The organism is Nonomuraea sp. NPDC000554, assembly GCF_040300065.1.
Classification (GTDB): domain Bacteria; phylum Actinomycetota; class Actinomycetes; order Streptosporangiales; family Streptosporangiaceae; genus Nonomuraea.
In genome coordinates this window covers 137,360-152,282 of the sequence record NZ_JBEPDC010000016.1, presented here as the reverse complement: position 1 = coordinate 152,282, position 14,923 = coordinate 137,360, and the positions used below count along the sequence as shown (strand labels likewise).

Genomic DNA, 14,923 nt, shown 5'->3' with positions numbered 1-14,923 from the left:
CCGCCCTGGCAGGTGTAGGCGAGGGTGAGCACCGCGAAGGCGGCCTTGCCGCGGGGGCGCACGTCCGCGTCGCCCACCGTCGCGGGTGAGCACGGCTTGTCGTCGTACGCCACGGCGAAGCGGCGCGTGACGTAGTCGGTCACGGCGTCACGGTTGATCTTCAGCTGACGCAGCTGCTCGGTCCGTTCCTTCGCCTTGTACGCCTCCGCGTAGAGCCAGGCCGACTTCATGAGCAGGTCGTATTCCAGGTCGAGGACGACCTTGACGTTCGCGCCCGTGCCGGTCACCTCGGCGTGGGCGGTCGTGGTCGCGTCGTGCGCCGCCGCCGGAGCGGGATGGAACAGCTCGGCCAGCACGCTTCCGAGGAGGACGGCGAGGACGACGGCGGACAGCCAGCGCCTGCGGGGCATGTCTTGTCTCCAGATCGAGGGGGGAATGCCGCCCCGGACGCGGTCCGGGGCGGCGGGTATCGGCTAGCGGTTGAACCAGCGGTACATGGGCGAGTCAGCGCCCCACTTGCCCGGGCGGCCCTGCTCGTCCTTGGTGACGAAGACGCTCGGCTCGGAGGCGGTCACGCCGCCGCCGGTGGAGCGTGCCGTGACGAACCAGGCGTAGGCCGTGTCGTCCTTGAGGCGGTCCCAGGTCACCGAGGCGACCTGACCCGAGGTGACCGTGCTCTTGCCGATGGTCCGGGTGGGCTTGTAGAGCGCCAGCGAGTCGGTCTGGAAGCTGGTCGTGCGGGAGGTGAGGTCGACCGGCAGCACCATGTTGTCCTCGCGCCCGTCGTAGCGGCGCAGCGGGTCGAACTCGCCGGCGCCGAAGTCGTTGAGCAGCGGGGAGTAGGTGTCCACGGTCAGCTCCGCCCGCTCGACGTTGAACTGCAGCATCCGGAAGAAGCTCGCGCCGAACTGGAGCTGGTCCTGCGGGTTGTACCCACCGATCTGGGTGAGCCCGAGCCGGTCGGCCGACACCGTGTAGAACTGGTAGTCGGCCAGGAGCTCGACCACGCCGTTGCCGACCTGACCGACCTTCGGCTTGACGTTGGTGCCCACGCCGTGCTCGTGCCCGGCGAGGATGAGGAAGACGTTCGGGTTCTTCTCGACCACCGTCTTGTACAGCATCGACCCGTCAGGTGCGGAGAATCCGGTGCCGCGCCCGTCGGGGTTGGCGCTCGGCACGAGGTAGTCGTGCGAGAGCAGGATGCCGTTGCGGTCGGAGAACTTCTTGAAGATGGAGTCGGCCCATTCGGCCTCCTCCCTCGTCACGCCGTACGACAGGCCGACCACGACGAAGTCCAGCCCTCCTGCGGAGAACAGGTCGTAGTGGTTCTGGTTGTCGCCTTCCTTCCACGGGCCGCCGTACTTGCCGTGCTGCCAGCCCTGTGACGCCCCCTGGTACCGGTCCGGACCGTAGTACTTGTTGTAGATCGCCTCCGGACCGTTCTCGGTGCCCGACTGGTTGTCGTGGTTGCCGGCGATCACGCCGTTCGGGATGTTCGCCTCGTCCAGCACGCGCTGCTGCTTCGAGGACACCTCGAACTCGCCGACCACCTGCCGCTGCGTGGCCTCGTCGGCGGGCTTGCGGATGTTGTTCTCGATGATGTCGCCGGTGTGCGCGACGTACGAGATCTTGCGCTGGTCCTTGTTGTCCTTGATCCAGTTGACGATGCCGGAGTAGGCGGACTCCCACACCGCGCGCTCCTCCGCCGTCTCCTGCTCCACCGCGCCCTCGGAGATGTACTGGGTGTCGGTGAAGTGGACCATCGAGAAGTCGTAGGCGGCGGGGTCGGCGAAGCCGTTCGGGTCACCTGGCTCGATGTCGTCGGCGAACGGGTCCTCTCCCGTCACCATGACGTGGACCTGCTGCTTGTCGACGTAGTCCGTGTCGACGACGGCCGTGAGGGTGGTCTTGCCCTCGGCGGCGCCGCGGGCGCTCGTCAGGAGGTCCCACGCCTTGGTCTTCGTGTTCCACACCCGCAGGGACACCAGCCGCTCGGGGTCGATGACGCCCTCCCAGCGCAGCACCGGGGAGTCCACGTGCCCCTGCACATGGACGTCGTATCGCTGGTAGGTGACGTCCTTGCCGGACGGCGCGTCGAGCGTCTTGCCGTCGGTGGGCTCGAGCCCCTCGGCCTTGACGTGCGTCTCACCCGGGACCCGCAAGGTCGTGGGCACGGACGGGGCCGTGCCCTGGAACACCTGGTTCGGGGTGAGGATCTCGGCCGCGGAGAACGTCGCCGTGACCTGGCCGCCATCGGGTTCGGCCACCTTCGCCGAGAGCGTGACGGGGTCCGACACGTCCACGGCCCCCAACGCCGGGGCCAGCTCGGTGGGGACGTCCGGGATGCCCGCGGATTCGAACACGATCTCCCGGGTCGCGGTGTTGCCGAGGCCGTCGGCGCCGGTCACGGCCAGGGTGTGCTTTCCGGCGTGCAGGCCCGGGCCCACCCGGGCGCCCAGTTCGATCGGCCGGCCGTCGAGCTTGACGTCCGGCCCGGACACGACGCCGGAGGCGTCCTCGAGCTTGACGTCCAGTACGACCGAGGCGGTGATCTTCTCGTCCGCGGCCGGGACGCTCGCGGCGACCTTCGGCGCCGAGTTGTCGGTGATGAGGACGCGGGTGGCGACCTCGCCCGTGGCCGACGTCGCGGCGATGGTGTGCTTGCCGTCCTTGATGGCCGTGGTGTCGAGGTCCGCTCGCAGGCCACGGGCGAGACCGTCCACCAGGAACTCGAGGTCGATCTCGGTCAGCGGGTTCACATTGTCGCCGCAGTTGCCGTCGCCCATGCTGTACGAGGCCTTGAGCATCTGGCCGGCCGCCGTGCCCTGCGCGGGGGTCAGGGCGAGGTTGGAGATCGTGAAGTCGTCGCGGTTCTTGCCGCACGACGTCGGGAAGGTGCCGGCCACGAAGTCGATCGTGTTCCAGCCGGGCACGAGGAACTCGTTCGGGATGGTGAGGTCCACGCGCTTGCTCACGAAGTCGCCGTCGAGCACCACCTTCTGGCCGTTGACGAGCACGAAGTTCTGGTAGCGCGCCTCGATCGAGTTGCTGCCCACGTTGAAGCTGAGGGTCGCGTTGCCCGAGCCGAGTGTCTCCATGACGTGCGTCGCCGGGCCGTCGATCGTGTAGCGCAGCTCGGCCTCGCGGAGCAGGGTCTGGCTGCTGCCACAGTCGCCGTCGCCCATCTCGTACGACGGCTTGATGTCCTGGCCCGTCACGGTGGCGCCGGCGAGGGCGAGGGCGAGATTCGCGATCGTGAAGTCGTCGCGGTTGTTGCCGCAGGACTCCTTGTAATCACCCGTGACGAGTTTGATCGTGTTGTTGCCGGGCACCAGGAACCGGGCCGGGACCGCGACGGTCACGCGCCGGCTCACCCAGGTGCCGCCCAGGTCGATGCGCTTGCCGTTGACGAGCAGGAAGTTGTCGTACTTGTCGTCGATCGAGTCCGCGCCCACGTCGAAGCTGAACATCGCGGCGCCGTTGCCGAGCGTGGCCTTCGTGGCCGGTTTGTCGCCGTCGACGGTGAGGGACTTGACGCCGCCCGCGCCGACGGCCGGGACCGTCGCGAAGACCGGCTTGGTGCCTGCCACGAGGGTGCCGTCCGTGGGCTGCAGCCGCGGCGCCCCGGCCGGGCTGTTGTTCACTGTCACGGTGTTCTTGACGGTGACGCCGGCCGCGGTCGTGGCGGTGATGGCGTGCTCGCCGTTGGAGAGCGTCGTGGTGTCGACGTCAGCGGTGAGACCCGTGGTGCCCTGCGGGTCGCCCTGGATGAAGAACTTGAGCGTGGCGCGCTTCAGCAGCGTGGTGTTCGTGCCGCAGTTGCCGTCGCCGAAGGAGAGGGTGTAGGGGTTGTCCTCGCCGTCCGCGACCTCACCGAGCAGCTCGAGGCCCACGTCGGACAGGACGAAGTCGTCGTGGTTGAGGCCGCATGACGACTGGATCGTGCCGACGACGATCTCGACGGTGTTCTCCCCCTTGACCAGGTGCTCGTTCGGGATCTCCATGGTCGCCCGCTCGTTCACATGGTCGCCGATGTCGCTCCGGTACGCCCCGTTGACCAGCACGTAGCTGTGGTACTGCGCCTCGGTCGAGTTCGAGCCGACGTCGAACCTGAGCTTGGAGACGCCCACCGTCCGGGTGGCGTTGAGCGCGGTGTCGTCGATGGCGAGTTTCGCGACGCTGTCGCCGGCCGCCGTCGGGACCGCCGCGACCTTCGCCTTGCCCTCGAGGAAGGAACCGCTGGCGGGGGTGAGTGACGGAGGGCTCTGGGAACCGGTCGGCGTCGCGGTGGGCCGTCCCCGATCCTGCGCCGGCGGGGTGGGGTCGGCGTGCGCCGCGGTTACGAGGCCGGTCGCCAGCAACACCGCGACCGCGGCTGCCGCGGCGAGACGCCCACGGCTCCGTAAGCCGCTCAGTGGTGTTCGTGCTGCCATTGGCTGCATCAGGTGCAGTCCCTTCTCTTGCGCGCATAAGCAGCCCATAAAGCGGCATGCTCTCGGGTGGACACCTTGGAGCGCGCAAGTGAACGGTGTGCATGGAGAGGCTGAAGTGAACAGAAACTGTCGTCTCATTCTGGTCATCTGTCACGAAACAGGAACAAGCAGGTCACGCATCGACCAACAGGCATGTACTGGAACATTGACGGCGGAAGCGGCGGCCCTCAGCCCGCTCGGCGGGGCGACCACCAGGCGGCTGGACGCGCAGGCGTTGGGTGAGTCCCGGGGGCGCAAGGTTCCTGCATTAAACCCTCACGTATAGTGCGCATTGCGCGCACGCCTGCCTGCTTTGATAGCCCGTGTGATCAATCGAAGAGATGTTTCCTGGGTCTTCGGATGCGCTCTTTCCGCGGTCATCGCAACAGCGTGTGCGACGGCTGGAACCTTCTTCGACATTCACCTGGTCGCTCGCGCTCAGGTCTATTGCGTCGGCGACCTGAGCTCAGGAGAGAAGTTCGCCGAGGTGTTCTGGTTCCTGAGCTTCATGGCTGTCCGCATAAGGCGAAACCTCTGGCTTCCCCCGCTCGCGTCCACGCTGCTCTTTTGTGTGCGTGAGGTGAATCCGAGTCTGGTCACTATGTGCTCGACGTGACTTTCCGCGGTGCGCGGGCGATGAAAAGGCGAGCGTAGGGAAAGATGGCACCGGTCACGAAGTGGCGGACAACAGGCAGGAGCTGACCGGATGCGGACGCGACAGGGCGCGCGGATCGTGTTGCTGGACCCCGACGAGCGGATCCTGATGATCCAGCACCGGTACGACGGCGCCATCGTCGTCCCTGGCTCTCCCGTACGGGAGCTGTTCTGGATACCGCCAGGCGGCGGCGTCGAGGACGGCGAGGACTTCCGCGAGGCCGCCCGCCGGGAGCTGTTCGAGGAGACCGGCCTGGCCGACGTCGAGTGGGGCCCGTGCCTGTGGACGCGCGACGCGGACGTCCAGTGGAACGGCGAGCCCATGCACGTGCACGAGCGGTACTTCCTGGCGCGGGCGCGTGGCGACAGGGCCGTCAGCCGCTCCCACCTGGAACCGGGCGAACAGGACGGGATCAACGCGCACCGGTGGTGGTCGCTGGCCGAACTGATGGCGGTCGACGACGCGCGGACCCTGCGGCCTCCGGGGCTGCCCGGCCTGCTCGCCGACGTGCTGACCGCGAACGGCCGCCTACCGGACGAGCCGCGGGCCCTGCAAGGGTAGGCGCGCGGACGACACCATCTCCCGCACCCCGACCCGCTCCGCACCCTGCCCACCGACCCGCACCCCGGCCTCCCCCCACAAAAAGCGTGCGCCGGAGTCCAGCCCTGCCACGGCCTCCAATCACAACCGCAGGTTGTGGAGGGCCGGTGTGTCGATTGTTGGACAGCCAGGCCACCTCTGGGATCGAATGCTCGCGCCGCAATGGTCCACAACCGTGAGGAGTGCGAGGCCGGTGAGGTCGTTCGTCCACCTGCATGTGCACACCGAGTATTCGATGCTCGACGGCGCCGCGAAGGTCGGCCCGCTCATGGACGAGGTGTCGAGCCAGGGGATGCCCGCCGTGGCGATGAGCGACCACGGCAACGTGCACGGGGCGTACGAGTTCTACCACTCGGCGGTCCGGGCGGGCGTCAAGCCGATCATCGGTATCGAGGCGTACGTCGCCCCGGCCTCGCGGCACCATCGGCAGCCGGTGTTCTGGAGCGACAACCTCGCGCTGCGCAGGTCCAACGACGACACCGGTGAAGGCGGTGACGTCTCCGGGCGCGGGCTCTACACCCACATGACGATGTGGGCGGCCGACGCCCGCGGCCTGCGGAACCTGTTCCGGCTCCAGTCGCGGGCCTGGCTGGAGGGGCACGTCCAGAAATATCCGCGCATGGACGATGAGCTGCTCGTCGAGCACGGGCAGGGCATCATCGCCACGACCGGCTGCCCGTCGGGGGAGGTGCAGACCAGGCTGCGGCTCGGCCAGTACGACCGGGCCATCGAGGCCGCCGCCAGATATCAGGACATCTTCGGCAAGGAGAACTACTTCCTCGAGCTCATGGACCACGGCATCGCCATCGAGAGCCGGGTCCGCGACGAGCTGCTGAAGATCGGCAAGGAGCTCGGGCTGCCGCCCCTGGCCACCAACGACTCCCACTACGTGACAGCGTCCCAGGCCCAGGCGCACGACGCGCTGCTGTGCATCGGCACCGGCAAGCGGCTCGCCGACGCCGACCGTTTCCGGTTCAGCGGCAGCGGCTACTACGTCAAGTCCGCGCAGGAGATGCGCGCCCTGTGGGACGCCGAGGTTCCCGGCGCCTGCGACAACACGCTGCTGGTGGCCGAGCGGGTCGGCGACTACGGCGAGGTGTTCTCCCACCGGGACCTGATGCCGCGCTTCGCCGTTCCCGAGGGCGAGACCGAGTCCACCTGGTTGCGCAAGGAGGCGCTGCGGGGCGCGCGCCGCCGGTACGGGGGCGACCCGCCCAGGGAGGTCCTGGACCGCATCGACTACGAGCTGTCCGTCATCGACACCATGGGCTTCCCTGGCTACTTCCTGGTGGTCTCCGACATCTGCCGGTACGCCAGGGAGAACGGCATCGGCCTCGGCCCCGGCCGCGGGTCCGCCACCGGATCGGTGGTCTCCTACTGCACGGGCATCACCGAGCTCGACCCGATCGAGCACAAACTGATCTTCGAACGCTTCCTCAACCCCGAACGCATCACCATGCCGGACGTCGATCTCGACTTCGACGACCGGCGACGCGACGAGATGATCGACTACGTCACCCGGAAGTACGGCGACGACCGCGTCTGCCAGATCGTCACGTTCGGCACGATCAAGGCCAAGGCCGCGATCAAGGACTCCTGCCGGGTGCTGGGCTTCCCGTATGCCCTCGGCGACCGGATCAGCAAGGCGTTCCCCGCGGCGGCCGGCGGCAAGGAGATCCCGCTCGCCGCCATCCACGACGAGCGGCACCCCCGCTACGGCGAGGCGGCCGAGCTGCGCCGGATGTACGAGGAGGAACCCGACGTCAAACAGGTGATCGACACCGCGGTCGGGGTCGAAGGGCTCACCCGGGGCACCGGAATCCACGCCGCGGGCGTGATCCTCTCCTCCGAGCCGCTGGTCGACGTCCTGCCGCTGGTCAAGCCGAAGGCGGACGGCCCGATCGTCACCGGCTTCCCCTTCACCCAGGCCGAGGACATGGGCCTGCTGAAGATGGACTTCCTCGGCCTGCGCAACCTGACCGTCATCGGCGACGCGATCGCGGGCGTCCGCGCCAACAAGGGCGTCGACATCGACATCCTGGAGGTCCCGCTCGACGACTCCCCGACCTACGAACTGCTGGCGCGCGGTGACACGCTCGGAGTCTTCCAACTGGACAGCGGCGGCATGCGGGTGCTGCTGAAACTCATGCAGCCCACCACGTTCACCGACATCGCCGCGGTGAACGCGCTGTACCGGCCCGGCCCGATGGAGATGAACGCCCACACCAACTACGCGCTGCGCAAGACCGGCAAGCAGCCGGTCGAGCCGATCCACCCCGAACTGGAGGAGGCTCTCCAACCGATCCTGGGCGACACCTACCACCTGGTCGTCTTCCAGGAGCAGGTCATGGCCATCGCCCAGCAGCTCGCCGGGTACTCCCTCGGGGCCGCCGACATGCTGCGCAGGGCCATGGGCAAGAAGAAGAAGGAGGTCCTGGACGCCGAGTGGGACAGGTTCTCGGCGGGCATGCGCGAGCGCGGCTTCTCCGAGGAGGCCATCAAGGCCGTCTGGGACGTCCTGGTGCCCTTCAGCGGCTACGGCTTCAACAAGTCGCACACCGCCGGGTACGGCCTGGTCTCGTACTGGACCGCCTACCTCAAGGCCAACCACCCCCACGAGTACCTGGCCGCGCTCCTCACCTCGGTACGGGACGACAAGGACAAGATGGCCGTCTACCTGTCGGACTGCCGCCGCCTGGGCATCAAGGTGCTGCCCCCCGACGTCAACGCCAGCCGGCTGGACTTCGCCGCGGTCGGCACAGACATCCGCTTCGGCCTGGGCGCGGTGCGCAACGTCGGATCGAACGTCGTCGACGCGATCGTCGGCACCCGGGAGGAGAAGGGCGCCTACACCGACTTCAACGACTTCCTCGGCAAGGTCCCGTCAGTCGTCTGCAACAAGCGCGTCATCGAGTCGCTGGCCAAGGCCGGCGCGTTCGACAGCATGGGGCACCACCGCAAGGCGCTGGTCGCCGTGCACGAGCAGGCCATCGACGCGGTCGTCGACGTCAAGCGGAACGAGGCCCACGGCCAGGACTCGCTGTTCGGCGAGGCAGGCGACGGCGGCACCTTCTCGGTCGTGATCCCGGACGGCGAGTGGGACAGCGCCACCCTGCTCGCCTTCGAACGGGAGATGCTCGGCCTGTACGTCTCCAGCCATCCGCTCGACGGCGCCGAGCGCGTCCTGAACGCCCATCGCGACACCACGATCGCCGGCCTCCTCGCCTCCGGCCGGCAGGAGGGCGTGGTGCGGGTCAGCGGGATCGTCTCGGGACTGCAGCGCAAGGTCACCAAGCAGGGCGACCAGTGGGCGATCGTCACCCTCGAAGATCACGACGCCGCCGTGGAGTGCCTGATCTTCCCCAAGAGCTACGCCCTGCACGGTGAGGTGCTGGCCGAGGACCGGGTGCTGTCCATCCGAGGGCGGATCAACGTGCGCGACGAGACCCTGAGCGTGTACGGGGAGGAGATCACCCTCCTGGACACGTCCGAGACCGCCACCGAGCCGCCCGTGGTCATCTCGGTGCCGGAATCCCGCCTGAACCCGCGGCTCGTCCGGGAGTTCAGGCACATCCTGGCCGCCCATCCCGGGCAGGCGCCCGTCCACCTGCGGGTGCGGCGGCCCGGCGGCAAGAGCCTGCTGCTGAACCTCGAACGGTTCCGGGTCAACCCGGAGCCGGCGTTCTACGGCGACGTCAAGTGCCTGCTGGGCGTCGCCGCGATCGGCCGGGCATGACGCCGGACCGGGCGTGTCCGCGCTGTCGCGGCGGCGACGTCCTCGCCGTTCTGCGGGTCCCGCACGGCTGGACGACCACCCGCGGAAACCAGGTCCGGGGGAGCACCGAGGTCCTCCTGTGCGCCTGCTGCGACGCCGACGGGCCCGTCACGGGGCCGATCGTCGCCTACTTCGCCGTCCACGAGCTGGTGAGCCCCGAGACGCTGGACGAGCTCGCATCCCTCCTGCGCCACTGGATCGACCGGGCGAAACCGCCGGAACTCGACGAGAACGCGCTGGCAGCCGAGGTGGAAGCCTGGTACCGCGGCGACCTGTAGCCGGGCCTATCCGCCTCCGGTGAACCACTGGCCCGGTTCCGTAGCAGCGGCGCCACGACGACGCCGGCCGCGACCGCGTTCGGCGCCGGCGGGCTGGTCCTCACCCCCGGCTGCGGGAGAGGTTCGGGGCCAGGGCGCTGCTCCGCGCCGGCTCTCCGCTCGGCGACGGACGTGGCCGCCTACGCCGTCATCCGCATGCCCGCCACGTACGCGGCCGTCACCGCGGCGCTCACCCAGGCCGCCGCGTCCGCGCCCGACCTCCGGCCGGAGACCCAACTGGACGTCGGAGGCGGCACGGGCGCGGCCGTCTGGGCGGCCACCGCCGTGTGGCCATCGCTGCGGCACGTCACCGTGATCGAGCGCGACCGGGCCGCCATCGCGTTCGGCCGTGCCCTCGCGGCCGTGTCGAGCCGTCCGGCGGTCAGGCAGGCCGTGTGGCGGCGGTCGGACGTCCACGCAGACATCCACGCAGACATCCACGCAGACATCCACGCGGACATCCACGCAGACATCCACGCGGACGTCCATGCGGACCTCGACGTGCCGCCCGCGGATCTCGTCACGCTCTCCTACGTGCTGGGGGAGATGTCCCCGGCAGCTCAGGAACGAGTCGTGCGCTGGTCGGCCGGGCGCGGCATGACGGTCGCCGTCATCGAGCCCGGCACGCCGGAGGGGTACGTCCGCGTCCTCGCCGCTCGGGACCGGTTGGTCGGCCTCGGCCTGCGCGTCGCGGCGCCCTGCCCGCACGCCGGTCCCTGCCCGCTCGCGGCGGGGGACTGGTGCCACTTCTCCGCCCGGCTGCCGCGCAACGGGCTGCACCGCCGGCTCAAGGCGGCGGAACTGGGCTTCGAGGACGAGAAGTTCTCCTACGTCGTCGCGACCTCCGCGCCGGCGACGCCCGCGGCGGGTCGCGTCCTGCGGCACCCGCGGACCCGCAAGGGCCTCGTCACGCTCACCCTGTGCGCGGACGGGGTGCGCGAGGAGAACGTGTCCAGGCGGCACGGCGACGCCTACCGCGCCGCCAGGAACGCGGCGTGGGGCGATCCCTGGCCGTAATTCCTGGAATGAAGGAAGCCGCGACCGTGGTACCGCCCGATCTGTCGTCCGGCCGGTAGATCGGGTGGCCTGCCCTACTTCCACATGGCCTGACGGAGGATGGACGACAGGCGCGGCGTCTTCCAGTGGTCGACGACGATGACCTTCTTGGACTTCACGTACCAGACCCGCTGGGTGTAGGAGAGTTCGGTGCCGCACGAAACCGTGAACTGGTTGTAGCGCGCAGGCTTCCCGCCGAAGGACACGTTCCGGCTGCTGACCGGCTTGGCCTCGCTCTCCGTGTGCTTCTTGTCGGGCACGCACTCCATCACCCCGCTGCTGGGGTGGTAGGGCTGGCCGACCTGGTACGGGCCGCCCTCGTGGCCGTAGTTCACGTGGTCAGGGCCGCCGAGGAGGAAACCCTTGCACTCGGTGGCCTGCTTGGAGCAGGCGCCGGTGATGACGCGCAGGCCGGAGCCCTCGGCCTTGGTCCGCCAGGTGCTCGGAACCTGGATGGAGAAACCCTGGAAGGACACCGTCTTGGCCGGGGCCTGAGCGGGGGCGCCGGTCATCATCAGAGACGCGCTGAGCGCGAGAGTCATGATCACGGTCGGTGATCTTATGGGTCGCCTACACGACGGCGTCAATGACTTTCGTATGTGTAGAAAACTACAGATTTTCGACAGAACATATCCGGCAGTCGACGCATCTAACGTTCCCGTGGAAGCTCTGATTCCGGGAGACCCGCAGCGCTTGGGCGGGTACTGGCTGGCCGGCCGCTTAGGCGCCGGCGGGCAGGGTGTGGTCTACGAGGCGTACGCCGAGAACGGCACCCGGGTGGCCATCAAGGTCCTGCACGGCGACCGGGCGGCGCAACTGGCCAAGGAGGCGGCGGCAGCTCAGCGGGTCTCCTCGTTCTGCACAGCCCGGGTCATCGAGGCCGAGCTGGACGGGCCGCGACCGTACCTGGTCAGCGAGTACGTCCCGGGCCCCAGCCTGCGCCAGGCGGTCGCCGAGGGCCGCCGCTTCCACGACGGGGACCTGCACCGGCTCGCGACCGCGGTGGCCACGGCGCTGACCGCGATCCACGAGGCCGGCGTCGTCCACCGCGACCTCAAACCGGACAACGTGCTACTCGGGCCCGACGGCCCGCGGGTCATCGACTTCGGCATCGCCAGGACGGCAGAGATGTCGCTGACCGCGACCGGTCTGGTCACCGGCACCCCCACCTACATGGCGCCCGAGGTGTTCTCCGGCGGGCGGGCGGGCGAGCCCGCCGACGTCTTCGCCTGGGGTGGGATCACGCTCTACGCGGCCACCGGCGCCGACCCGTTCGAGGCGGAGAGCCTGGGCGGGGTGATGCACCGCGTGCTGTCGTCGAACCCCGACCTGAGCGCGCTGCCCGAGCCGATGCGCCCGCTGGTGAGCGCGACGCTCATGAAGGATCCACGCGAGCGCCCAAGTGCCAGGCAGTTGCTGCTCGCCCTGGTCAGCGGCGACAGCCGACTCGACACCGCGCGGCTGCTGGCCCAGGGCGGCCGCACCGCGGGCCAGATGGCCGGGCCGGACGACGACCCGGCGCTCGGCACGCTCGCCGAGGAGTCATACGCGCTGCTCGGCCCGGCCGAGCGCGAGCTGGTCCCCGAGGTGTTGCTGCGGCTGGTCACCGTGGGTGAGTACGACGAATTGGCGGTCCGGCACGCGGGCATGGCCGAGCTCGTGGAGGGACGGCCCGCACCCGAGGTCGCGGCCATCACGCGGATCATGGAGGTGTTCGGCTACCTGCTGGGCCGGGACCAGCAGGAGGTCTGGCTGGCCCATCCCGCCCTGCCGCACGCATGGCCGCGGCTGCGCCGCTGGATCGAGGCCAACCGCGACGGTCTGGCCGCGCACCGCCGAATCCGCAGCGGCGCGCAGCAGTGGGAACAGGCGGGGCGCAAGGACGGAGATCTGCTCCAGAGCAACAGCCTGGACGGCGCTCTGCAGTGGGCGGCCACCTACCGCAGGAACATCACGCTCTCGCCCGTCGAGCGCGACTTCCTGGAGTCCTCGGTGCGCGTGACCAGGCGTCGTGCCAGGCGGGCCAGGCTGGTCGCGCTGAGCCTGGCGGGACTGCTGGTCGTGGCGCTGACGGGCGGCGGGCTGGCGGTGTGGCAGGGCAGGGAGGCCGACGCCAAGAGCGAGGAACTGGCGACGGCGTTACGCAGTTCGGAGTCGATCCGCCTCGCCGCACTGGCGGACGCGACCAGCCGTACGGACCCCCGCCTCGGCATGCTGCTGAGCGTGGCAGCCTGGCGGCTCGCGGGCACGCCACAGGCCAGAACGGCGCTGAACGGCGTACTCGCTCAGCGCGAGCAGGCGATGTTCCGCGACAGCGGTGGCGGGGCGGGCGCACTGACCTACTTCGCCGCCGACGGGCGCACACTGGTCAGCCTGCACGGCGGCCGGGCGCGCCTGCTGGACGTGCGCTCGGGCCGGCAGATCGCCGCGGTCACCGGGCTCAACCTCGGCGGCGGGCCGGTCACGGACCTTGCGCTTGCGCTGTCGCCCTCCGGCCGCACGCTCCTCGTGGCGAACGACGAGCAGGCTGGAGCGTGGGACGTCCGCACCGGCAAGGCTGTCGGCACCTGGCCGACTCCCCGGCTGTCGGACCGGATCACCAGGTGGGCCGAGGCCGTCGCCCGGAACGAGGGCACGCGGGTGAGCGTCTACGCCGGCCTCCAATGGGAGGTGGTCCCTGCGGAGCGGTCGTCCCGCACGGGTGTCGTCAGCCCCGACGGCAGGTGGAGAGCGTCGCGTGTCCGGGGCAGGCTGGTAGTGGCCGACCTCAGGAAGGGCTCGGCGCACAGGCCCGGCGAAGGGATCGACGACAACGGCTCCCCGGTCTTCAGCCGGGACGGGAGGCTGCTGGCAACGGTGTCGCGGGCGAGCATCCGGTTCTGGCGGCTGCCCGGTCTCCAGCCGCTCACCAAGGTTCAGATCCGCGGCGACGGGGACGCCGCCGTCCAGCCGATCGGCGCCTTCGACGGCTCGACGTTCCGCTATCTCCTGGGTGACCAGGTCTTCTCGCTCGACGTCGCCGACCTGACGGCCGAGGCGGGCCGGGAACCGGTGAGCGAGGCCGTGCTCAGCGGGGACGGGCGATATCTTGTCGTCTCGAACGACGATGCCGCGATCACCGTTCGCTCGCTCGCCAACGGGAAGGCCCTGCCTGCCATGCCGGGCCCCGTCGCCTTCGCCTTCAGCCCGGACAGCAGGCTGGCCGTGGTGTACGAGGGCCGGACCAGAGTCCTGGACCCGGCCACGGGGAAGGTCCTGGCCGACTTCGCGGCGGGCGAGCAGAGCTGGGAGGTCGCCTTCAGCCCGGACGGGCGGCGCCTCGCTCTCCTGCTGCCGGTGGGAGCCGGGCACGCGGTGGAGCTCTGGGATTGGGCCGCGCGCCGCAGGCTGTGGCACACGCCCACGGCGGAGCCCAAGGCACTCGCGTTCTCCCCGGACGGCCGGCGGCTGGCCGTCGTAGGCCGGGACCAGCGCCTGCTCGACACCGCTTCCGGCAGGCCGCTCGGCCAGCCGTTCGGCGAGATCGGCGCCGGCGAATCAGGCACACAGGCGTGGTTCACCCGTTCAGGGACGATCCTGATCGTGCATGACTCGCGTGGACGCGTCACCCGCTGGGACACCGCCACCCGCCGGAGCGTCGGCCTGCCGGTGCGCGGCGTCTTCGGCACGGGCGCAGCAGCCTACTCTCCCGCAGAGGACCTCATCGCGTTCCCGCAGAGCCAGGGCCGGGTGCTGCTGTTCGACCCGCTCTCGGGCAGCAGCCTCGGCCGCTCCGCCGACACCGGCGGCGGTCTGGACCCCGAGACCGGCCGGGTGTGGTCGGCGGCCTTCTCCCCGGACGGTTCACGGGTGCTGACCGCCGACGGCCACGCCACGGTCAGAAGCTTCCCCGCCGCGCCGGAGACCGCCGCCCAGGCCGTCTGTACGCGTGCCGGGCGGTCGCTGACGCGGCAGGAGTGGGCGGAGCACGTTCCCGCGCTGCCCTATCTGGAGGTCTGCCCGCGCTGAAGCCACCACCGACCTGGCGCGAGCGACCGGGAACGTGGCC

Annotated in this window: 8 protein-coding genes; 6 read left to right on the top strand and 2 right to left on the bottom strand. The window is 69.8% G+C overall.

The annotated features are described in order from the left end of the window. Window positions 1–228: 228 nt before the first annotated feature. Window positions 229–477 (top strand): IPTL-CTERM sorting domain-containing protein, encoded by a 249-nt coding sequence (locus ABT294_RS28560; RefSeq protein WP_350809368.1) that lies wholly within the window; start codon window positions 229–231, stop codon window positions 475–477. Here the strand turns inward: ABT294_RS28560 and ABT294_RS28555 are convergent. Next, window positions 474–4,364 carry a metallophosphoesterase gene (locus tag ABT294_RS28555; RefSeq protein ID WP_350809367.1) on the bottom strand — a complete coding sequence of 1,297 codons (3,891 nt, stop codon included), beginning with the start codon at window positions 4,362–4,364 and terminating at the stop codon, window positions 474–476. The two genes, ABT294_RS28560 and ABT294_RS28555, sit on opposite strands and share 4 nt — an antisense overlap. 814 nt (window positions 4,365–5,178) lie before the next feature. Between ABT294_RS28555 and ABT294_RS28550 the strand changes: the two genes are divergently transcribed. The 4 genes from ABT294_RS28550 (at window position 5,179) to ABT294_RS28535 (ending at window position 10,836) form a co-directional block, all read left to right on the top strand. Next, window positions 5,179–5,688, top strand: coding sequence for an NUDIX hydrolase (locus tag ABT294_RS28550; protein ID WP_350809366.1), 510 nt, complete (start codon window positions 5,179–5,181; stop codon window positions 5,686–5,688). A 187-nt stretch (window positions 5,689–5,875) separates the two neighbouring features. Further along, the gene (gene dnaE, locus ABT294_RS28545) at window positions 5,876–9,463 is read left to right on the top strand and encodes a DNA polymerase III subunit alpha (RefSeq protein WP_502912150.1); all 3,588 of its coding nucleotides are present in this window, start codon (window positions 5,876–5,878) and stop codon (window positions 9,461–9,463) included. Next, entirely contained in the window at window positions 9,460–9,780 is a 321-nt protein-coding gene (locus ABT294_RS28540; RefSeq protein ID WP_350809364.1) for a DUF6300 family protein, read from the top strand. The genes dnaE and ABT294_RS28540 overlap by 4 nt, the downstream gene beginning before the upstream one ends. Window positions 9,781–9,951: 171 nt before the next feature. Then, window positions 9,952–10,836, top strand: a complete 885-nt coding sequence (locus ABT294_RS28535) for a small ribosomal subunit Rsm22 family protein (protein ID WP_350809363.1) — start codon at window positions 9,952–9,954, stop codon at window positions 10,834–10,836. A gap of 74 nt (window positions 10,837–10,910) precedes the next feature. Here the strand turns inward: ABT294_RS28535 and ABT294_RS28530 are convergent, their stop codons facing one another. Further along, window positions 10,911–11,423 carry a hypothetical protein gene (locus ABT294_RS28530; RefSeq protein WP_350809362.1) on the bottom strand — a complete coding sequence of 171 codons (513 nt, stop codon included), beginning with the start codon at window positions 11,421–11,423 and terminating at the stop codon, window positions 10,911–10,913. A gap of 112 nt (window positions 11,424–11,535) precedes the next feature. Here ABT294_RS28530 and ABT294_RS28525 point away from each other — a divergent pair, with 112 nt between their 5' ends. Beyond that, window positions 11,536–14,883, top strand: coding sequence for a protein kinase domain-containing protein (locus ABT294_RS28525; RefSeq protein WP_350809361.1), 3,348 nt, complete (start codon window positions 11,536–11,538; stop codon window positions 14,881–14,883). Window positions 14,884–14,923 lie beyond the last annotated feature (40 nt).

Coding starts and splice junctions, on each gene's coding strand:
- ABT294_RS28550 (WP_350809366.1), top strand. CDS start 5,179: ATGCGGACGCGACAGGGCGCGCGGATCGTGTTGCTGGACCCCGACGAG.
- ABT294_RS28540 (WP_350809364.1), top strand. CDS start 9,460: ATGACGCCGGACCGGGCGTGTCCGCGCTGTCGCGGCGGCGACGTCCTC.
- ABT294_RS28560 (WP_350809368.1), top strand. CDS start 229: ATGAGCAGGTCGTATTCCAGGTCGAGGACGACCTTGACGTTCGCGCCC.
- dnaE (WP_502912150.1), top strand. CDS start 5,876: ATGCTCGCGCCGCAATGGTCCACAACCGTGAGGAGTGCGAGGCCGGTG.